The organism is Levilactobacillus paucivorans, assembly GCF_001437125.1.
GTDB classification, from domain to species: Bacteria; Bacillota; Bacilli; order Lactobacillales; family Lactobacillaceae; genus Levilactobacillus; species Levilactobacillus paucivorans.
The window spans coordinates 1-21,289 of sequence record NZ_JQCA01000029.1 but is presented as its reverse complement, the minus strand read 5'-3'; the positions used below and the strand labels follow the sequence as shown (position 1 = coordinate 21,289).

The window sequence follows — 21,289 nt, the reverse complement described above, 5'->3', positions numbered from 1 at the left end:
GTCCAGTTCGCTGCACCTGACCGGTAATTGGGGACACAATCCCCAAAATTTGGCGGTAAAAGTCAGTCCCGCGTGGTACACTGTAAACAGCGTTTTAACAAGGAGCGGAATGACATGATTGTTGAAAGAAAGATTGGGACGGGGGAACAAGACCTGGTCTGGGTAATGGCCATGGTTGAGGACGATGCCGATCGGGAGAATTTACAGGTTAATTATGGCCTGACCGATGAAATCCTAACCTACGTTACCGATGAAAATGAACGGTCTCACTATGACCGTGATGAGTATCTGAACACGCAACTCTTCGTGTTCCACGTGCCGGTTGTCGTGGACCAGGTGTCGCAACGCTACATCACACGACCCGTGACGTTTTTACTGAAGGGTCATCGCGTTTTTTCTATTACAACCAAGAATACTCAATGGGTGAACCAAACGTTGAGCGAACGACTAAAGTTGGAACAGATTATGGATACCAATGAGTTCGTCCTGGTTGGGCTGTTCATTTTGTTTGACCAGTTTATTCCACCCATTCGCAAGATTAATGCAGAGCAGAATCGCTTGGACCGGCAGCTTAATCAGTCACCGGACAACAAGGATTTGATCGCGTTATCTAACCTGCAACAGAGTCTGGCGTACTTCGTTAGTGCCACGCGCAACAACGCCATGATGGTGGTCAACCTCAACAATACCGCCTTTGGGAAGCAACTGTCGGACACCAACAACGAGCGCCTGACAGATGCGGTCATTGAAGCCCGCCAAACCTCTGAAATGACGGCGATCGAGGCGGATGTTGTCGACCGAATTTCCAAGACGTTTAACAATGTGCTGAATAATAACCTGAACGACACGATGAAGTTCTTAACCATTTGGTCATTGGTTTTGACGATTCCCACCATTGTGACCGGATTCTACGGGATGAACGTTAAGCTGCCATTTGCTAATCAAGGGATTTCGTGGCTGATTACCGTGGCGATCATGGTCGGCGTCATGGCCTGGGTGGCCTTGATGCTGAAGCATCGGCATTTTTGGTAGGGAAAAGAGTGTTCTAACAGGCGTTCAGCCGACGAGCATTAACGTCGTCCAGAGAATCATCCCGAACCTGGATGATTTTCTGGACGGGGTTAAGCGGAGCCGGCTGCCTGTTAGAACACGTTTCGACAATCTAAATTCAAAAACCGAAGGGCCTGGGATAAATTCCAGGCCCTTTTGCGTCGCCAACTTATCTGGCCGAAACGCCAGCTAACCGCCTGTTGTCACCCGCTTTAAATTGAAAGCGCTTCATAAGTGAAACTTTTCACTAACAAAAAGTAAGTACAATTACTGGTATTCACCGTGAGTTGGGACTATGATGTGGCTAATCAATGATTTTGGGGTGCTGCGTGACCGACACCTACACCAAAGGAGCGCGATTCAAATGACAAAGATGATTGCGGGTCAAGCATTGGTAAAAGTTCTAGAAGCATGGGGTGTCGATCACCTCTACGGCATTCCCGGGGGTTCTATCAACCATACCGTTGAAGGCCTCTATCTGGAAAAGGACAAGATTCAATATATCCAGGTCCGCCACGAAGAAGTCGGGGCTTTAGCCGCCGCAGCCGATGCCAAGTATACCGGTAAGGTCGGCGTTGCCTTTGGTTCCGCCGGTCCTGGGGCCACCCACCTCTTTAACGGCCTCTACGATGCCAAGATGGATCACGTCCCAATGTTGGCGTTAGTCGGTCAAGTTCCACAGCCAACCATGAATACAAATTACTTCCAAGAAATGGACGAGACGCCAATGTTTAGTGACGTGGCTGTCTACAACCGGACCGCTACCACGGCTGAACAGTTGCCTTACATGGTCAACCAGGCCATCCGTGAAGCCTACCGGCAAAAGGGCCCAGCCGTGGTCATCATCCCCGAAGATTTGTCAGCGACGGAGATTGACTACGAACCTGTCAAGACGCCAAACACGGTCTCAAATACCTACACTCAAACAATTGACCCTGCCGCGGTAACCGCTACGCTCGATCTGATCAAGGCAGCCAAGCATCCCTTAATTTACGCTGGTCGTGGGTTACTCGGCGCCAGAGATGAACTGGTCAAATTCAGTGAACAGTTCCACATTCCCGTGCTCAACACGGTGCCCGCTACTGGCGTGATTCCAACCGATCACCCCAACGCCATTGGGACATTTGGGCGTTTAGGTTCCAAGTCTGGGTTTGAAGCGCTCCAGCATACCGACCTGATTCTCTTCCTCGGGTCCGAGTTCCCCTTTGCCCAGTACTGGCCAAAGAATATTAAGATTATTCAAGTTAACGATAATTCCTTTGATATTGGGAAGATGGTCCCAATTGACTACGCCGTGATCAGTGATGCCAAGAATTACCTTCAGGCCATGATCGCCACCGGGGAAACGTTGCCAGAAACGGATTGGTTGCGGGCTAACCGGCAGAACAAACAGAATTGGAATACCTGGTTGGCCCAACAGGCCGATGACGACAGTCAGGGCCTCGCACCCGAAGCTGTCATGAAGAAGGTTGCCAGCATGGTTGGCCCTAAGGATACTTACGGGGTCGACACCGGGAACGTTTCCGAGTGGTCTGTTCGTGGTTTACCAATGGACAAGCAACAACGTTTCGTGCTTTCTGGTTTATTTGCCACGATGGGTTATGGCTTGCCAGCCGGTTTAGCCGGGGCCTTGAGTGTGCCCGATGGCCAAGCCTGGTCCTTCTCCGGTGATGGTGGGTTTGCCATGGTGGCCCCCGACATTATTACGGAAGCCCGTTATGAATTACCCGTTATCAACGTGGTCTTCAGTAACCGGCGCTTCGGGTTCATCTATCGTGAACAAGTCGACACCAAGCAACACTTGTACGGGGTTGATTTGACCGACGCCGACTGGGCTAAGGTTGCCGAAGGACTCGGTGGAATTGGTTTCACCGTCTCTAACAACGCCGAAGTCGAAAAGGTCTTCGATCAAATCAAAGACCTGCAAGCTAAGGGGAACCGCAAGCCAATCGTGGTCAACGCCGTTATCAAGGACGACGACCCGATCGGCACGGCCTTCATGCCACTCGATGCCAAGCTTTATGGGCAAGAGATGGTTGATGCCTACGCCAAGACCAGTCACATCGATCCTAAGGAACAACCAGCTTTAGGTGAACTGTTACGGGCCAAGGGTGACAATCTCTAAAATTAAATTTAACTGCCGCATGCGATCAGACTTGATCGTGTGCGGCTTTTTTTGGTCTTGCGTTCAATGCGGTCGCCTGCGGCACCTAGACAAAACCCCCATGAGGCAGACCTGAAGCCGAAGGGCGGTCTTCAGGGCAACCTTGAACCTCGAAGCCCACGAGTTTCAAAGTTGGCCGTGCTCTAAGCCGAGACAAAACCTCGGCTTAGACCACCGACACGGGGGTTCTGTCTAGGTGCCTCCGGCTGGAGTGATAGTAAGACCATAATTTTATTGATGTGGGTAGATTAGACGTAATATAGTCAAGTTCTGTGAGCTGATCGGATTATTCGGAGATAAAATGGTTATTCCAGTTTGACTGGTGATTGATAATTAGGGATTGGTAAGGCATGATAGTTGGCTTGTGGAGATTGGGTTCGTTGCTGACAATATCAGTCTGGGCCAGAGGGGGTTAGGGGTGTCAGCCAGTGTCGGTGGTGTTGGACCGGTGGGCTTCCGGCCCTACAGCAGGGGACGAATTCAAGACCCACGTCCCTTGTGGGGCTTGAATTCGAGGTCGAAGACCGCTTCTTAGGCTTCGACCGTGCCTCACAGGCTGACACCCCTAACCACCGGCGGCCTGAACGACTCGCCAGCGGCAATTAACCCTTGCATTTATTAAAGATTCAGTTTAAAATTGTTAGCTGACTAACAAAAGGAAGTGCAAAATGCCAAATAGAAGATTGGGAGCCTGGCTGAGAGATGCTGAGCACCAGATGGATTTTGAAATGAACGAATTCTCTCGGCAATATAATCTCACGGGGATGCAAATGTCCGTGATTGATTTTCTCGGTCGGCAGGGAACGGCCGATACCTACCAGTTAGACGTTGAGCAGGAGTTTCACGTCCAACGGTCTACGGCGTCCGTGATGATCCGGCGAATGGTGGAACGCGACCTGGTTTCTCGGGTGGTGGCTAGCGGTGATAGCCGTAAACGGCAACTGCAATTGACAGCCAAGGGCCAACAGCTGGTGCCGATCGTCACGACCTATTTGGAACAACAGGATGCCAAAATGTTGGCGGGGATGACGGCCAACGAGGCTGCGGCCTTTCGTCACGCTTTACAGCAGGTTTCACAGTGGGGACAGTCGAACCCCGGAGAGGAGTCACCTAATGGCAAATGAAAAAATTGAACCACGCGTCGTCGGAGCCGTTCTGGCTACGGGTCTGATGTCTTTGAGTGGGGTCATCGTGGAGACCGCGATGAACATTACTTTTCCCACGTTAATGAAGCAGTTTGACGTGACGACGGGGACCGTGCAGTGGATGACCACGTTGTATCTCCTGATCGTGGCCTGCATCGTCCCGATCTCCTCGTATTTGAAACGACGTTTTAAGTTGAAGTCGTTGTTTGTGACGGCCAACCTCCTGTTTATCGCGGGCTTGTTGTTAGATGCCATGGCACCGACCTTTACGTGGTTATTACTGGGACGAGCTGTTCAAGGACTCGGCACCGGGATTGCCTTACCTTTAATGTTTAACATTATTCTCGAACAGGTGCCGTTGAGTCGGATTGGGTTGATGACTGGGATCGGGACGTTGATCACTGCCGTGGGACCCGCTATTGGGCCAACTTATGGGGGAATCCTAGTGACCAATTTCAACTGGCGCTATATTTTCTGGATTCTGGTGCCCTTCCTCGTCATCTCATTCTTTGTGGGGATTCGGACAATCAAACAGGTTGTGCCCACGAAACAGGAGTCTTTCGATGTTCTCAGCATGATTACCGTAATTATGGCCTTCGGGGGTCTAATCTACGGCTTCAGTTCCCTGAGTAGTCATGACTGGTTAAGCTGGTCGGTTTTGGGATCTTGGATCATCGGCATTGTTGGGGCTGTTGGCTTTGTTCGCCGGTCGGATCATATCGACCATCCCTTGATTCATTTGGATGCGTTGCGCAACCGGCCCTTTGCCTGGCATTTACTGACCTTCTTTCTGATTCAAACAACCGCACTGGGACTCTCCTTTATCCTGCCAAATTACCTACAGTTGGTCGATCAGCAGACGGCATTCGTGGCCGGACTGGTGGTCTTGCCGGGTGCCATCATCGGGGCCGCCTTTTCTCCAATTGGGGGTCAGATCTTGGATCGGTTCGGGGCTAAGCGGCCAATTCTCTTGGGCCTGAGTGTTGTTGTCATCACGTTGCTACTGATGACCGTCTTTGCCAGTCATCTGTCGGTTGCGGCCATTCTGTGGCTTTATGTAGTCTACATGGTGGGGATCGGCGTTGCCTTCGGAAACATTATGACGGCCGGTTTGAAACAACTGGGCGCTGACCTTAAGGCGGACGGTAATGCCTTGATGAACGCACTCCAGCAGTTTGCCGGAGCCATTGGGACCGCCGTGGTTTCCGCGATTATCGGCGCTAGCCAAGCCTCTGGGAGTGGCAGCACCGTTGTTAAAACGGCGTTGGGTTCTAAATGGGCGTTGCTGGTGTTGGTAGTGACCGGACTCGGAGCCTTGCTCAGCATGCTGGTAGCCTTTCGCTCTGAACAGGGAACAACCGCGCGTTAGTATTGCAACTACCCTAACCAGGTCAGTTTCCGTTAGCCTATTGTTAAGCTTTCCTGTGCTACACTGGGAGTCCAAAAGCGGAACCCAACTTGGAAAGTGAGGCGATTCGGATGCGGTTTGATTGGCGCTATGCGTTTCATTCGTTCTGGTTTCTTCAGGTGTTGATGTTGCTGATGAGTCCGGTGATTTTCGAACCCGGCGCATCCAGCAAACAGTTGGCGGTGGGGGCAATGCTCGGACTGGTCATTGTTGACGGCTTGTTCACGCGCCAGTACCCTTACTTCAGTCGGTTTGGTCGGCAGGGATTTGAAGGTCTAGTTGGTTTTATTTTCTTCATGATCATCGCTTGCGTGGCTCCTTACTTTCCAAATTGGTCGCCCGCAGTCTGGGGTTTTATGAGCTTTTGCGTTGCCAGCTTTGGTGGCACCCTGGATGGGTACCTGGCTTATCCCACGGAGATTATGGTGGGACAGACCCGCAAACAGTTGCGGCGGAAGGCGGAGTTCACGCACAAACCGATTCCCCATTAAGAATTGAACGTAAATTTTAAACGAGAGCTTGGGATGAAACCCAGGCTTTTTTTCGTGGGTGGCCACCTAGCCGAAACGTGCGCCATCAGGCAGTCGGCTCCGCTTAACCCCGATTACGGAATAATCCAAGCCCGGGATTTTTCCGTAATCGACGTTAATGATCGCCGACTAACCGCCTGATGGCGCACTCTTGCGACAAAAAAGCCCCAAGTCAAGCAGCTTGGGGGCTAAGGTTAGGGGCCGATTTAGTGGTGAATGGACACTCTCGCTGGAGGCCTTTAATTCATGATCGGCGATTAAGTTTTGAGTGGGAAAGTTACATCGCGTACGTCCAATCGTACGCTAAGAGTTGATGGAACTTTTCGCCAATTGGCACCCAAAGTTTGGCTTTGGCAATGTTAGCGATGGATTCCCAGAACAAGGGGTCCTTGCGTTCCTGGTCGCTTAAGTTCAGGTTGACGTAACTCCCGGCTTCCGTCTTGGCGATGACGTAAGGGTAGAAAACCTTCGTAATCTGGGCGGGTGTTATCGTATGAATTTGCGGGTTGTCATCAATCAGCATAATCTCACGCTTCCTTTCAAATTATGACATCCGAGATTGGTTGTCTCGGTTGGTCAGGAACGCCACGCTGTAAGGCCGGCAAATCACCGACCTAACGCCGTCGACACGGGACTCTGCTCCTGTCCAACCGAGGCTGAATTACATTCACAACATAATAGGTGATATTTGATATTATGTTGTGTGTTCAACCAGTCCTAGCCGGAGGCAACCAGACAGAACCCCGTGTCGGTGGTCTTAGCCGAGGTTTTTTCTCGGATTAGAGCACGGCCAACTTTGAAACTCGTCTTTTGAGGTTCAAGGTTGCCCTGAAGACCGAACTTTGGCTTCAGGTCTGCCTCACCGGGTGGCGTCTGGTTGACGCAGGCGGTGAAGCTAGGTGGTTAACCAGAACCACTCAGATATCATCTATGGACCCAGTATACCGGGGAAAGGTCGCTTTAGTCCTTGATTTCAATTAAGGATTACCTGAGAATTTCTTATTTTTCCTTTGCGGCGGCCAAGGTTACGGCAAATCGACTGCCGTGCGGGGTGTTATCGGTGACGGCAATCGTGCCATGGTTGAGGCTGACCAGTTGGGAAACGATGGCGAGTCCCAGGCCGCTGCCCTCAATTTTGTTGGATCGGGCGCTATCAACCCGGTAGAACCGTTCGAAGATGTGTTCGCGGTTCTCCGGTGCAATCCCCGTTCCTTGGTCGGCCACCGTGAGGGTCACGTGGTCGTCGGTTGTGGCGACGGTCACCGTGATGGGCTGGTCGGCCGGTGAATATTTGTGGGCATTGTCGAGGAGGGCCGTTAGGATTTGATGGAGCATGTCCTGATTACCCAGGGCCATGGTCGGTGTTGTGGGGCCGTTAAACGTCAACGGTTGGCTGACCAGGGGTTGGTAGTGTTCGACGACACCCCGGGCCATGAGCGCGATATCTAGGGGTTCCAAGGTGACCGCGGCTCGATCGGCACGGGAAAGATGGAGTAAGTTTTCAATCAGATGTTGCATCCGCAAGGACTCCTGGTCGATGAATCCCAGTGATTCGGGAATGACCTCGGGATGCTGTTCTCCGCGACGTTCGATTAATTTGAGATTGCCCCGAATGGTGGCGATGGGTGTGCGGAGTTCATGCGAAGCGTCGGAGATAAATTGGCGCTCACGTTGCAGTCGGCCATTCTGGGCGGCCAGGAGTTGGTTGAAGTCGCTGGCTAGTTGGGCCACTTCCACCGGTTCCGTTGGTCGTGGCAGTTCTGGCTGCGTACTTTCGGGATTGGCGGCGGCTTGTTGGGCCGCTTGGGCCAAGGCCATAGTGGGGGCACTGATACGATTGGCCAGCCGGCGAACGTAGGCCAGCCCAATTAGGAAGCTCAGGCAAATAATAATGATAAGCACCGCAATTAAGATATGGAGATTGCCGACCAACACGTGCATCCCAATGAAGAGATCGTAGGTGCGGCCCCCAGTCTTCAGCGATTCGGAGAAATAGAGTCCCCAGCCTTTGAAATAGGTCAGATGGGTAAAGGGAATCGACCAGGTCCTGGCTGCGGCGAGCGCTGCCCCTCGTGGGAGGAGTGACGTTGTCGTACCGTTTGCTTGTTTGATGAAGACAAACGTGTTGTGAGAGTTCAGTCCACTGGCTTGATTCACCTTGAGCCAGTCCTGGAAATTACTGACCTGTGAGGTCTGGAGGCTGGCACTCAGTTGGGCCGCTTGGTTCTGGGCTCGCGTGAGTTGATCGACGACCAGGGTGATGCTGACCGTGAGGACAATGACGATCCCAATGGTCACCAGCAGACTGGTAAACGAGTGACGAATGATATCCGCGTATGATCGCGGCTGCTTAGTTCGCATCAGCATCATCTTCCTTTAGGCTGTAGCCGACGCCACGCACCGTGTGAAAGAGGTGCGGCGCGTCGCCCACGTCAATTTTATTGCGCAGGTAGCCGATGTAGACGTCGACCACGTTTTGTTGGCCGAGAAAGTCGACGCCCCAGACGTTATCGAGGAGCTCGTCGCGGGTGAAGACTTGGCCAGGGTGCTGTAACAAGAAGAGTAAGAGGTCGTATTCACGCTGGGTAAGTTGGAGGTTGCGCCCGCCGCGATCGACCTGGCGGGTCTTGGTGACCAGCGTCAGATCGGCTAAATGGTAGGCTTGGTCACGGCCGGTCTGATGCTCGGCCCGGCGCTGGATGACGCGAATCCGGGCGAGGAGTTCTTCGATTTCAAAGGGTTTCGTGATATAGTCGTCGGCCCCGGTGTCTAGCCCAGTGACCTTGTCGCCGAGGTAATCGCGAGCGGTCATCATGATGACGGGGAGGTCGTCGTGCTTGCGAATTCGACGGAGAACCTGCATGCCATCCATCTTGGGTAACATCCAATCTAGTAGGATTAAAAGCAGGTCGTCGCGTTTTTCCTGATAGGTTTCCCAGGCTTCCTCACCGTCTGCGGCCGTAATCACTGTAAAGTCTTCGAAGGTCAGTTCCTTGGCAACGTAGCTGGCCAGGCCTTCCTCGTCTTCGACCAGTAGAATTGTATTTTTCATAAACGCTGATACTCCTTCGTGTGGTGGTGTTTAAATGCATAATAACATAATGCCGCTAGTGGAAAATAAGAAATTCTTATGTGCGACTTATTTTAACTTCAAGATTAGCGGGCGCGTCCCATGGTATAACTAAGTCATCGAAAGCGAACAGCCAAAACAACTAACTGAGGAGTGGTTAAAATGACTAAAATTAAAACGATGATGACTAAAGTAATGCTGGTTGCCATGACGGTGACAACCTTGCTGGCAACCTCTGCCGGGGCTTCTGCCGCAACCAAGACGACGACCAGTGACAATGCCCCCGAGATTCGGACGTCCATTCAGCTGAGTGACCGGCCCAACGCCGGCATCCAACCAGCTAAGATTCACTTACAACGGGTCACAACTAAGAAGATTTCCAGCCAAGTACAAACGGCCGTCAATGCCAGTGCCCTAAACCTGGACAACAAGCACGACGACCGTCAATTGAAATAATTATTAATCAGTAGAATAGAAGCTAATTCGAGCGTGATTGTCGGCTAGAGCCGGGGATTACGCTCCTTTTAGTTCGTTTCGCACCAAGTCAATGAAGGCCTGAGTAGCGGCGTTGGGATGTTGTCCCTTACGAGTGACTAGGCAAATGCGGAATGGGGGGACATCATCTAGTAGCGGTAACGCGATCAGCGGATCACTCTGCGAGATGGCGAGGTCGATCAACAGGCTGACCCCGGCGTTGACCGCGACCAGCTGTTTAATCAGCTCGACCTGACTGGTTTGGAACCGAATCTTCGGGGTGATACCGGCGTCAGATAGCTGGTGGAAGACGTTATCTTGAACGTAGCCGGGTTCCAACATGATGAAGGGGTCGTCAACAAACTCGCTGAAGCTGACCCGGTTGCGGTTAGCCAGGGGATGTTGTTGGCTGACGATGATGGCAAATTCGGCAGAGGTCAGTTCCTCCACTTCCAGGGTATCGGAGGGGAGGCTGCCCGCGGTACCAATGAAGGCCGCGTCCAGTTCGCCGGCTAGAAGCTTCTTGAGGATCTGGTTGGAACCACCTTCGACGGGCTTCAAGGCACTGAACAAATCAGCCTCTTGCAAGGCCGGGGCCAGTTGAGGTAAAAGGTTTTGACTAATAATGGGTGGTAGACCCAGACGCACCGTGCCTTTTTCCAGACTGACTAAGTCTTGTTGGGAACGGTGATATTCATTTAAGATTCGGCTAGCGTGGGCGTAGAACTGGTTACCAGCAGGGGTCAGCGTGACCTCGCGGCGGGATTGCCGGCGGTCGACCAAGGGGATGGCCAATTCCTTTTCCAGCCGGCGTAGCGCAGCCGATACCGCGGGTTGGGTCACCTGAAAATTTTCGGCGACGCGAGAGAAACTCTGACGGTCTACTAATCGGGTAAAGTATGCTAAGTCTTTAAAATTCATGCGCTATTTCCTTTCCAGTTGTTAATCATTTATAAACTTATTTTATCACATCGGGGATAAACAATTTATACCAATTAGTGGGTTATGTACTGTTTTACGCGGCGTGGGGGAATAAATCAATGAGCAACCGGTCGCAAACGCCAGTCTGGCGGGAAAGAAAAGGCACGTCAACCAACCTGGCTGACGTGCTAAGAACTTCTTAAATTTAGTGGATGATGGCGTCAATGGCCGTGTCACCGTTGACGAATTCAATCGTTTGCTTTGGTTGGGGATGCGCCACGATGGTGGCAACCACTGCGGCTACGTCGACCCGGCTGACGGACTTCGTGGCGCTATCGGCCGTCTGAGTAGTGATCTTGCCGGTTGGGGCATCGTTGGTCAGGATTCCAGGACGGACAATGGTGTAATCCAGATTGGTGCGGTGTTTGAGCCATTCGTCCGCGTAGAACTTCGCTACGTAGTAAGGCCGAATGCCCGATTTGCTCCAGAAGGACCGGTCGTCGGTACCCATGGCACTGACGATGATAAAACGCTTGATCCCGGCCTTTTCTGTGGCAATCATGGACTTAACGGCCCCATCGAGATCAATGTTTAAGGTCATGTCGTCGCCAGTACTCCCACCGGAACCGGCAGAGAAGACGACGGTGTTGATGCCGGCCATGGCGGCAGCCAAGTCATCGATACTGCCCATCAGATCGACTGTGCGGGGTTGGCCCCCTAAGGCTTTTAATTCTGCGGCTTGAGATTCGGAGCGGATCCCAGCATAGACGGTTTCACCCATAGCTGCAAGTTGTTCGACAATGTGCTGGCCAACGTGGCCGTGAGCACCAATTACTAATGTTGTCATGAAGAAATCCTCCTTGAATGGTTTGGTTTCTGGTTTCCGTCTGCGGTGATCAGCGGGCCGTCCTATGAGGCACGCCCGAAGCCAGGAAGCGGTCTTCGGACTCGTCTTTAAGCCCCACAAGGGGCGCGGGTCTTAAAGGCGGCCCCTGCTGTAAGACCGGAAGAACGCCGGCCTAACACCACCGACACAGGACGGCCCACTGATCACCTCCGGCTAAAGGATACCAACCGTTAATGGTGATGCTGACAGTTTTATTTTAACCGGAGGTCACGAGACAGAACCCCGTGTCGGTGGTCTTAGTCGAGGTAGTTTCTCGACTTAGACCACGGCCGACTTTGAAACTCGTGTTTTTCGAGGTTCAAGGTTGCCCTGAAGCCTGCTTCTCAGGCTTCAGGTCTGCCTCACAGGGTGGCGTCTCGTGACCGCAGGTGAGAACAACCACCAAACCTAATTAACTTAACTAACCTCTACCATAAAGGTTTCGTGAGGAGATTTCAGCTAAAGTGACTCGCTGAGGTCTGGGGCGACTGCCACACTGGGTTAACCAATTCGCTAGTGGTTTAGTCGGGTTAGGCGTTGGATTTGTGAAATATTTAATAAACCGCTTTCAATGGCTTTTCACCTGATAACTCGTATAATAGAAGTAAATCATCCCTGATGATTAGGTCACCCGCTGATTTCTCCGGGGGGAGTGGTCTTCGGTTAAGAGATTATGGGCTTAGCCGATTAACGGATTAACAAACTAACCGAACTTCAGGGAACTCTAGCAGAAAAGGGGTCGTTTAATATGGCAACGATTTTAGTTCTCGGTGGTGGCTACGCAGGCATGCGGGCAATCAAGTTCCTACAGCGTGAGGTACCTAGTGAAGATAAAATTATTTTAGTTGATAAGACGAGTACCCACACGGAAAAAACCAATCTGCACGAGGTGGCGGCGGGGACCATTGCGCCCGACCGGATCACCTATGAGATTAATGATGTCATCAGTAGTCGCGTGGACTTCATTTGCGACACGGTTACCAACGTAGACGTGGATCAGAAGCAGGTCACGTTGGCGGATCACGAACCGATCACCTATGATTATGTAATTGTGGCTTTAGGCTTCCAGTCCGAAACATTTGGTCTGAAAGGGGCCGAGGAGAATGCCTTACCAATGGATGATTTGGCAACCTCCGAGGCTGTTTACCAGCACATTGAGGCCAAGGTAAAGGGCTATGCCCAGAGCCAAGATCCCAACGACTTAGTAGTCGCCGTTTGTGGGGCTGGATTTACCGGGATTGAACTCCTGGGTGAATTGACGCAGTCTCTGCCAAAGCTCCAGACGCGCTACAACACGCCGGCCATCAAGCTGGTTTGTCTGGAACGGTCACCAGCCATCTTGCCAATGTTTGACAAGTCCCTGGCAGATTATGCGATGGCCTTCATGGCTAAGCACAACGTCGACATGAAGCTAGGCTCCAACATTAAGGAAATCAAGCCCGGTGCGGTCGTTTACAGCGACGGCAACGATGAGGAACACGAAGTGCCGGCCAACACGATCGTTTGGACCGTGGGGGTCAGTGGCTCACAAGTTATCGCGGATTCCGGCTTCGAACAACGGCGGAACCGAGTCGTTGTTGAACCCGATCTGTCCATAGCCGACCATCCTGAAGTTTACATCGTGGGTGACGTGGCCGCCGTCATGGATGCCGACAGCGAGCGTCCTTACCCAACCACGGCGCAAATTGCCTTGGCTGCGGGGGCACAAGCCGCCAAGAATATCGGTTTACAACGGCGTGGTCGTGAGACCTTACCCTTCGTTTACAAGTCCGTCGGGACCGTGGCCTCACTGAGTGACCGCGACGGAATCGGTGAAATCTTCAGTAGTAACCGTAAGATCAAGGGCTACGTTGCCTCAGCGATGAAGAAGGTTATCACCGACCGTTCCTTACTGGAAAGTGCCCACCTGAGTACCGTCTTCAGCAAGGGTCGGTTCGACCTGTATCACTAAAATTTAAATCGGTAGTATTGAGATAACCACATTAGATCGTCCTAGGTTTGGGCGACTGATGTGGTTATTTTCACCTTTTGTTATAAATGTCCGTCAGTGGTTGAGATAATAATTCTGGCGATTTGAACCGACAGGGGTGGTTACCAGATGAAATTGGCAAAGACTAGCTTTGACAGTTTCAGGCTTTAGTGTTGGTGGCCCTGACCGGCGATCACCCTAGAAAATCTAACAGCAATTAAATTCTTTTTTCAACCTAGTTATGGAACAATTAACAGCGTTAGTTTGCGGATAGGGTGCGTGGTTGGTGGGATCGGACGCCAATAAGGACCTGAAGACCGGTGGACTAACCACTAGGAAGGGTGGCCTCGCTAAAAATTTAATTGACTAATGTTAGCCTATCGTCTTTTTTAATGATAAAATAAGTAAAAAAGGGTGATCATGATGTGGCAAAAGCAATTTGACACGCCACTGGGATCGATGACCGCGGCTAGCGATGGGTCGGCCATTACCGGTTTGTGGTTCGATGATCAGGAACACTTCGGGAGTACGTTGCCCGCCGCGACGCCGACTGGCGATTGTCCGGTATTTGACCAGCTCGCGACTTGGTTGGCGGCTTACTTTGACGGCGCACAACCATCCGTTACTTTCCCGGTTCGGCCTGACGGGACGCCGTTGCGGCGTCAAGTTTGGCAAGTGTTACGAACAATCCCGTATGGTCAAGTTTGGACCTATGGCGAGATAGCAGATAAGGTTGCGATGGCGATCGGCCACAATCCCGGAGCGCGTGCTGTCGGGGGTGCGGTTGGTCACAACCCGATTAGTCTGGTCATTCCTTGTCACCGCGTAGTTGGTAAAAATGGGGATTTAACTGGTTATGCGGGGGGCCTAAAACGGAAACAATGGCTCTTAGAGCTGGAGGGACCGTTAAAATGACTCACTGGTGAGGTAATTAACGAAAAAGATTTCGGGTTTTTCAGAAAATTTACGGATAAATTACCTATTGTGCACAAAAGTATCGTACAATATATCAGTGGTTATGCTATAATCAAGGCTGTTTAAAGGATAATCGAGGTTATAGTTGATAGATATAACTAATGAGCAACTAACTGACATTTTTCTCTGAAAAGGGTTTTATCTGGCGTGAAGACGCGTATAATTTTAGTCAGCTTAGGATGTTAGTTAAGGTTACTAGCTTCCGGGGGGGATGCTAGTAACGTGCAAAATAAAAATCTAAATGGTGTGTATGATTGGAGGTATCACGATGGCTGCATCGGAAACTAAGGAGCGTATTGCGGAGGCCTTGGCTTCGCTGTTAAACCACAATACGTTTGACAAGGTCACGGTCCGTGAGATCGCTGACGAGGCGGAGGTTCACCGGAAAACGTTCTACTACTACTTTGCTGACAAGTATGAATTGTTGGGCTTTGTCTACCAACACTTTATCGTGGACGCCCCACGGCATGAACAACCCACGGCATTGACCCTAGAAAATTGGCGGCCGGCAACGATCCAATTATTGGAACGGATCGCTGACCATTCGAAACTTTTCTTGAACGCTTACCCATACGATGGGGGCGTCTGGCGTCAATCTGCGAATGAGTTTGTGGCGTCAAGATTGTCAATTTTGCTCCACGCAATGCCTGAGTACCGTTACTTAAAGGAAGACGTGATCGACACGTCCGCGGAATTCATTGCCGCGGGCTCGTTGGGAATAATTAATAAGTGGGCAAACGATAACTTTACCGCTAGCCCCCGGACGGTGTTGGACCAGATTACCACGGCCAACCGCCTGTTCAACGGGATTTTGGACCGTTGGAAGTTAAGCTAATACTTATCGAGCGACTCTCCTCACGAGAGTCGCTTTTTTTGGATCCATCTGGCCATGCCTCCGGACAGTTCCAGACGGGCTGGAACGTTGTGGACGCGACTTGAAGCCTTTCTGAGAAGCGAAAGTCTTCAAGCACGGTCTTTGCCTAACCGGAGAAAAACCACTCCGCTAAGGCAAACGGCACGACTGAGCTCGTCTGGAACTGTCCTCCGGCCGACACGAGTTAATCCAATGACTCATTTCGTTTTTGGCCGGCTAGTTCGGATAACTGGCGTACAGTCTGCCACTTGTGATGTTTGAACACATTCGCCGGTTTAGCCGTCGTTTTCGAGGAAAATTAAGCAGTTGAAATCTTATTGTCTTACCTAGAATTCAACCATAGACCAATTTTGTTAGAAAATTATGATAGCGCTTTAAATCCGTGTGCAATTTCACAAGAGATCTTGAATAGAAACTCACAAACGAAATACTAGCGTTCCGCAATCTATGAGGGTATAGTGTCAAATGTAAGGGGTTACTTTGTGAACGTGAATGACCCCAATAAGGAGGAGAAGTAGAATGGCTTATCAAACAACCAATCCCTATACCAATGAAGTTGTGAAGACTTATGAAGACGCAACTCCTGAGTATGTCGAAGAAAGTTTAGCAAAGGCACAAAAACTCTATTTGAAATGGCGAAATGATCCAGTATCCAGCCGAATTCCAGTACTCCACAAGTTGGCACAGATCTTTAGAGATGAGACCGATAGTCTCGCTAAGGTGTTAACGGTGGACATGGGTAAGTTGATCGGTGAAGCTAAGGGTGAAGTGATTCTGTGTGCGATGATTGCCGACTACTATGCCGACCACGCCGAGGAACTCTTGAAGCCGCGGGCCATCGAATCCATCGCCGGTGAAGCTCAACTTGAGAACCATCCACTGGGTGTCATGATGGCGGTGGAACCTTGGAACTTCCCTTACTACCAAATGATGCGGATCTTCGCCCCGAACTTTGCCGTGGGTGACCCCATCGTTTACAAGCATGCTGCCATTACCCCAGCCTCAGCGTTAGCTTTCGAAGACGCCGTTCGCCGGGCCGGGGCGCCTGAAGGGGCCTTAACCAACTTGTTCTTATCCTACGACCAAGTCTCCGATGTCGTCGCTGACAAACGGGTTCAAGGGGTTGCCTTGACCGGTTCCGAACGGGGTGGAGTTGCCGTTGCCAAGGTTGCCGGTGAACACCTCAAGAAGACCACGATGGAACTCGGTGGGGTCGATGCCTTTATCGTTGCGCACGATGCTAACATGACCGATGTTAAGAACATCGCACCACGGGCTCGTTTGTACAACGCCGGGCAGGTCTGCACGTCTTCCAAGCGCTTCATCGTTACTGAAAACAACTACGATGAATTCCTAGCTTCCTTGAAGGCTGCCTTCTCGTCCGTGAAGATGGGCGATCCAATGGACCCAAGTACGACGTTAGCCCCAATGAACTCCAAGCGGGCTAAGGAAAAGTTACAGGCTCAAGTCGATGAAGCTATTGCTGGTGGCGCGACAGCCTACTACGTCCACGAACCAATCGACGACGATGGCCAGTTCTTCATGCCAACCATCTTAACCAACATCACCAAGGACAACCCCGCCTACGGGAAGGAAATGTTCGGTCCCGTGGCGCAGGTTTACAAGGTTAAGGATGACGATGCAGCCATCGCCTTGGCTAACGACGCCGACTACGGTTTAGGCGGAATCGTCTTTGCCGGTAGTGCCGAATATGGTGCCGAATTAGCATCCCGGATCGAAACGGGAATGGTCTTCGTCAACACCTTCTTCAGTTCCTTGCCAGAACTCGAATTCGGTGGGGTCAAGAAGTCTGGCTTCGGACGTGAACTTGGCCAGAGCGGGATCTTCAGCTTCGTCAACCAGGAACTCGTGGTTAAGCGCGACCATCCAAATGAGGACGAAACTGGTGGCTTAGTCTTAGCCCACAAGTTTTAAGCTAAAAGAATAAAAAACTAAAATCCGGGGCGCGCAGGTCTCGGATTTTTTTATGAATCGGTCGTTGTTATGTAGCTAGTAACTAATTGTAGTTTGTTGTTGCTCGACTACTTAAGAGTGAAGCAGAACGTGTCCCGTTGAGGAAAAAGGTCTGGAGGGTGGTGCCTGAGAGGGCTCAGCCGTGTCGTTATTGTTGGCTGACGTTTTTGGTCAGCTTACAATAAGGCCGGGTGGGGAGACCGCTCTTTGGCTTCCCACCGCGCCCATGGCGTTCCAGCCCTCTCAGGCACCACCCGGAAGACCCATCGCGCAAATCCTAATTGATAGGTGTTGTTCGTAAGACCAGTGTTGCCGATCAACGACTAAGAGGGGTAATTATTTTCCCCCACCAGCCGAGTGTGATATTCTGAACAATAGAAAAGATTGAAAGGATGATTTGATATGACTGATCGTTTAAAGGGTAAAGTTGCCATTATTACCGGTGGGGTTGCCGGAATCGGCCTCGGTATTGCCGAATGCTACGTTCGCGAAGGTGCCAAGGTAGTTATTACCGCCAACCACAACGTCGATGGGGGCCATGCCGCCGTTGAAAAGTTTGGGGACGACGTCAGTCTCTTCGTGCAACAGGATGTTGCCAAAGAAGCCGACTGGCAAAAGGTGATCGACGCGACCGTTGAAAAGTTTGGTAAGCTGGATATCCTGGTTAACAATGCCGGAATTGGTGGCCCGAACACGGCTATTGAAGACCTGTCATTAGAAGACTGGCAAAAGGTGATCGACATCAACCTGACCGCTAATTTCTTAGGTGAAAAGGCCGCTATCAAGACGATGCAAAAGACCAACGACGCCAAGGGCTCCATCATCAACGTATCCTCAGTTGCCGGTTTGATTGGGTTACCAATGGCCCCAGCATACTCCGCAAGTAAGGGTGGGACCCGGATGTTGAGCCACGCCACGGCCTTGAACTTAGCCCAACGTGGGATTGATATCCGTGTTAACTCCGTTCACCCAGGCTGGATCGATACGGCCATCATCCCCGCAGCTGCCAAGGAACAAATCACCAAGACGGTGCCAGTGGGCCACTTAGGTAAGCCACAAGACATCGGTGAGGTTTGTGTCTACTTAGGTAGCGACGAATCTTCATTCGCTAATGGTGCTGAATTTACCGTTGACGGCGGACAGAGAGCCTAGTAAAAGAGTGCGGTTAAAGGCGGTTAGCTGGCGAGCATTAACGTCGTTAGGGAATTAATCCTGGTTTTGGATTAGTTTCCTAACGGGGTTAAGCGCAACCAGCTGCCTTTAACCACACGTTTCGACTGTGTAAAATCAAAGAGCCAACCCAAGCGAGCATTAACGTCGTAAAGAGAATCATCCCGAACCTGGATGATTTTCTTTACGGGGTTAAGCGGAGTCGGCTGCCCTGGCTGGCACGTTTCGGCCAGGTAAATTCAAAGAGTCGGAACCAACTGTCCTGGCTGGCACGTTTCAACAGAGTAAATTCAAAAAGCTAAATAATTAAAACAGGCGGTGTGCTCCCATTTCCGGGAACACACCGCCTTTAATTTACGCTAAAAAATTCAATCCGAAGCCAACTTCGCAAATAACACCGCGTCCCAATAACCGCCGTGGGTATCGGGAATCTGTTGGCGCAACCGGCCCTCCACTTGAAAGTGACGGCGTTTTGCCACTCCTTGACTGGCGAAATTACCACTAGCCGCTAACAAGAAGAGTTTACGCAGATGAAGCGTGGTAAAGGCGATCTGCTCAACGGTTTCGAGGCACTGCGTCATGACCCCGCGGCCCTGAAAGGCACGTCCTAACCAGTAACCCACCTCGGCCTGACCGTCGTGGATGTTGTGCAGGTCGATCATGCCAGCCGGCCGATTGTCGACCCAAATTACGGCTAGCCAAAGTTCACCGTGCGCCATCTGGCGTTGGCAAATGCGGAGAAAGGCGGCCTCATCCGCCACCGCTTCGGTGTCATCTGCCCAGGGCAACCAACGGCGCAGCGTTTGGCGATCCGCGTCGACGAGGTCAAATAATCCCGGGGCGTCGTCGGCCGTGGGGGACTTGAGCACAATCGTTTTGGAAACTTGATAATCTGCCATAGGGCTCACCTCGTTTTTTTAGTTATACGCTGTGATTGCGGAGAAGTCAACGGTTGGTAAGCAGTCGAGCAAGCTAACTGACGGCAAAAGAAAAGCCCGACCAAGCCGGCCGGGCTACTCGTCATGGTTAGGCGAGATGTAACGTATTTAAGATTAGGTAGATGTTTAAGATAATCAGAATTACCGCAATGATCCAGCCGAGAATCCGAGACCACGTCTTGTTCACGAACTCACCCATGAGATCCTTACTACTGGTGAACATCACCAGTGGAATCATGGCGAACGGTAACGCGATACTCAGGAACACTTGCGAGAGCGTCAGGAGGTTTTCAATCTTCGCTTCATTACCGTGATAGTAGATGGCGAAGATGATCACTGGCGTCACGGAGAGCAGACGGGTGATAACCCGTTGGGCCCAGAGTGGCATCTTCAGGTTGATGAACCCTTCCATGATGATTTGACCAGCCAAGGTTCCGGTAATCGTGGAACTTTGACCGGAAGCCAGTAAGGCTAAGGCAAACAACATACTCAGGATTGGACTGGCAATCGCCCCGACAATCTTACTGTCGCTTAAGGCGTTGAATAGGTCCACGAACCGGCCCAGGTCACTGTTGGTCCCGAAGAAGAGGGCCGCTCCTAAGATTAAGAGCAAACTGTTCACAACGAAGGCCAACGTCAATTGGATGTTGGAGTCGATCGTGGTGAAGCGAATGGCCTTGGCCACACTCTTGCGATCCTTGCGATCGAAGTTTCGCGTTTGTGAGATCGATGACCCGAGGTACAAGTCATGCGGCATGACGGTCGCCCCAACAATCCCTAAGGACAGGTAGAGCATACCTTGATTGGTGACCACCTTGCTGGAAGGCAGGTAGCCCTTCAACATCTGGCCCACGTTTGGTTGGGCCAAGATCACTTCGTATAAGAAGACGAAGAGGATGACGGCAACCAAGGTAGCAACGATGGCTTCAATCTTTCTAAATCCTAACTTCATCAGGATCAGGAGGATTAAGACGTCGGCGGTGGTAATCAGAATCCCAACAATCAGTGGGAACCCGAACAGTAGCTTCAAGGCGATGGCTGACCCGATGATTTCAGCAATATCGGTAGCCATGATGGCCGCTTCGGTCACGATCCAGAGGAAGAAACCCATCTTCTTACCGGTTCGTTCGCGGGTGAGTTGCGCTAAATCTTTCCCGGTCACAATCCCGAGTCTAGCTGACATGGCTTGTAAGAGCATGGCGACCAGACTGGAGAGCAAGACCACAGTCAGTAACGCGTACTTGTAGTTGGCACCACCGGCGATGGAGGTAATCCAGTTACCGGGGTCCATATACCCCACGGCAATCAGGGCACCCGGCCCGGTATAGGCCATCAGGGTACGCCAGAAACCAGCGTTTTGCGGAACTTCGACAGTCCCGTTAACTTCGTCGAGACTCTTCTGGTCGCCGCCAGTGGATTGGATCATATGGTGCTTGGACTTTGGATCGGATTCGTGATTCTTCATAAAAAAATCCCTCTTTTCTATTGGCTTAGAAATTCAGGCAGTCGAGTGACTTCTGTCTTTCCTGTAAAGTCCGGAGAAGTCCCAGTCGAAACGGTGCGAATAAGAGCAATTTCGTGTGACTGGGTCGTACGACAGACTTTGATTCCATTCGTAAGTATAGGCTATTGAGCCGCAATGTCAACCTTGAGGGGTATTAATTTTGGGCGCCAAAACATTTATGTCTTGAATTGTCAAATTAAGTGCAACACTACATTAAAGAATATTTCATAAGGCGTT

At 51.3% G+C, this 21,289-nt stretch carries 18 protein-coding genes; 11 read left to right on the top strand and 7 right to left on the bottom strand.

Features of this window, described 5'->3' with window-relative positions; genetic code table 11:
• Positions 1-114: 114 nt before the first annotated feature.
• The 5 genes from IV54_RS02305 (at position 115) to IV54_RS02285 (ending at position 6,258) form a co-directional block, all read left to right on the top strand.
• Positions 115-1,032, top strand: a complete 918-nt coding sequence (locus IV54_RS02305) for a magnesium transporter CorA family protein (RefSeq protein WP_057877785.1) — start codon at positions 115-117, stop codon at positions 1,030-1,032.
• A gap of 382 nt (positions 1,033-1,414) precedes the next feature.
• Positions 1,415-3,175, top strand: a complete 1,761-nt coding sequence (locus tag IV54_RS02300; RefSeq protein WP_057877784.1) for a thiamine pyrophosphate-binding protein — start codon at positions 1,415-1,417, stop codon at positions 3,173-3,175.
• 707 nt (positions 3,176-3,882) lie between these two features.
• Positions 3,883-4,338: a MarR family winged helix-turn-helix transcriptional regulator gene (locus IV54_RS02295; RefSeq protein ID WP_083488480.1), complete on the top strand. Its 456-nt coding sequence runs from the start codon at positions 3,883-3,885 to the stop codon at positions 4,336-4,338.
• A complete protein-coding gene (locus IV54_RS02290; RefSeq protein ID WP_057877782.1) occupies positions 4,328-5,728 on the top strand; it encodes a DHA2 family efflux MFS transporter permease subunit in 1,401 nt (466 codons plus the stop codon). The genes IV54_RS02295 and IV54_RS02290 overlap by 11 nt, the downstream gene beginning before the upstream one ends.
• Positions 5,729-5,838: 110 nt before the next feature.
• Entirely contained in the window at positions 5,839-6,258 is a 420-nt protein-coding gene (locus tag IV54_RS02285; RefSeq protein ID WP_057877781.1) for a hypothetical protein, read from the top strand.
• Positions 6,259-6,574: 316 nt separating this feature from the next.
• Here IV54_RS02285 and IV54_RS02280 read toward each other — a convergent pair whose 3' ends face one another.
• From IV54_RS02280 to IV54_RS02270, 3 genes are all read right to left on the bottom strand, one after another.
• A complete protein-coding gene (locus tag IV54_RS02280; protein ID WP_057877780.1) occupies positions 6,575-6,820 on the bottom strand; it encodes a hypothetical protein in 246 nt (81 codons plus the stop codon).
• A gap of 476 nt (positions 6,821-7,296) precedes the next feature.
• Positions 7,297-8,658 (bottom strand): sensor histidine kinase, encoded by a 1,362-nt coding sequence (locus IV54_RS02275; protein WP_057877779.1) that lies wholly within the window; start codon positions 8,656-8,658, stop codon positions 7,297-7,299.
• Positions 8,648-9,349, bottom strand: coding sequence for a response regulator transcription factor (locus IV54_RS02270; RefSeq protein ID WP_057877778.1), 702 nt, complete (start codon positions 9,347-9,349; stop codon positions 8,648-8,650). The genes IV54_RS02275 and IV54_RS02270 overlap by 11 nt, the downstream gene beginning before the upstream one ends.
• A gap of 180 nt (positions 9,350-9,529) precedes the next feature.
• Here IV54_RS02270 and IV54_RS02265 point away from each other — a divergent pair, with 180 nt between their 5' ends.
• Positions 9,530-9,823: a hypothetical protein gene (locus tag IV54_RS02265; protein WP_057877777.1), complete on the top strand. Its 294-nt coding sequence runs from the start codon at positions 9,530-9,532 to the stop codon at positions 9,821-9,823.
• A 57-nt stretch (positions 9,824-9,880) separates the two neighbouring features.
• On the opposite strand, the gene IV54_RS02260 is transcribed toward IV54_RS02265, so the two are convergent.
• Positions 9,881-10,762: a LysR family transcriptional regulator gene (locus IV54_RS02260; protein ID WP_057877776.1), complete on the bottom strand. Its 882-nt coding sequence runs from the start codon at positions 10,760-10,762 to the stop codon at positions 9,881-9,883.
• A 205-nt stretch (positions 10,763-10,967) separates the two neighbouring features.
• Positions 10,968-11,609, bottom strand: coding sequence for an SDR family oxidoreductase (locus IV54_RS02255; RefSeq protein WP_057877775.1), 642 nt, complete (start codon positions 11,607-11,609; stop codon positions 10,968-10,970).
• A 787-nt stretch (positions 11,610-12,396) separates the two neighbouring features.
• Between IV54_RS02255 and IV54_RS02250 the strand changes: the two genes are divergently transcribed.
• The 5 genes from IV54_RS02250 (at position 12,397) to IV54_RS02230 (ending at position 18,592) form a co-directional block, all read left to right on the top strand.
• On the top strand, positions 12,397-13,599 hold the full coding sequence (locus tag IV54_RS02250; RefSeq protein WP_057877774.1) for an NAD(P)/FAD-dependent oxidoreductase: 1,203 nt from the start codon (positions 12,397-12,399) through the stop codon (positions 13,597-13,599).
• 441 nt (positions 13,600-14,040) lie between these two features.
• Entirely contained in the window at positions 14,041-14,532 is a 492-nt protein-coding gene (locus IV54_RS02245; protein ID WP_338034225.1) for a methylated-DNA--[protein]-cysteine S-methyltransferase, read from the top strand.
• A 328-nt stretch (positions 14,533-14,860) separates the two neighbouring features.
• Positions 14,861-15,427 (top strand): TetR/AcrR family transcriptional regulator, encoded by a 567-nt coding sequence (locus tag IV54_RS02240; protein ID WP_057877772.1) that lies wholly within the window; start codon positions 14,861-14,863, stop codon positions 15,425-15,427.
• A gap of 558 nt (positions 15,428-15,985) precedes the next feature.
• Entirely contained in the window at positions 15,986-17,401 is a 1,416-nt protein-coding gene (locus IV54_RS02235) for an NAD-dependent succinate-semialdehyde dehydrogenase (RefSeq protein ID WP_057877771.1), read from the top strand.
• Positions 17,402-17,842: 441 nt separating this feature from the next.
• Positions 17,843-18,592 carry a glucose 1-dehydrogenase gene (locus tag IV54_RS02230; protein WP_057877770.1) on the top strand — a complete coding sequence of 250 codons (750 nt, stop codon included), beginning with the start codon at positions 17,843-17,845 and terminating at the stop codon, positions 18,590-18,592.
• 386 nt (positions 18,593-18,978) lie between these two features.
• Here IV54_RS02230 and IV54_RS02225 read toward each other — a convergent pair whose 3' ends face one another.
• Both IV54_RS02225 and IV54_RS02220 read right to left on the bottom strand, forming a co-directional pair.
• On the bottom strand, positions 18,979-19,509 hold the full coding sequence (locus IV54_RS02225) for a GNAT family N-acetyltransferase (protein WP_057877769.1): 531 nt from the start codon (positions 19,507-19,509) through the stop codon (positions 18,979-18,981).
• A gap of 127 nt (positions 19,510-19,636) precedes the next feature.
• Complete coding sequence (locus tag IV54_RS02220; protein ID WP_057877768.1) at positions 19,637-21,013, bottom strand: Nramp family divalent metal transporter; 1,377 nt, start codon at positions 21,011-21,013, stop codon at positions 19,637-19,639.
• Positions 21,014-21,289 lie beyond the last annotated feature (276 nt).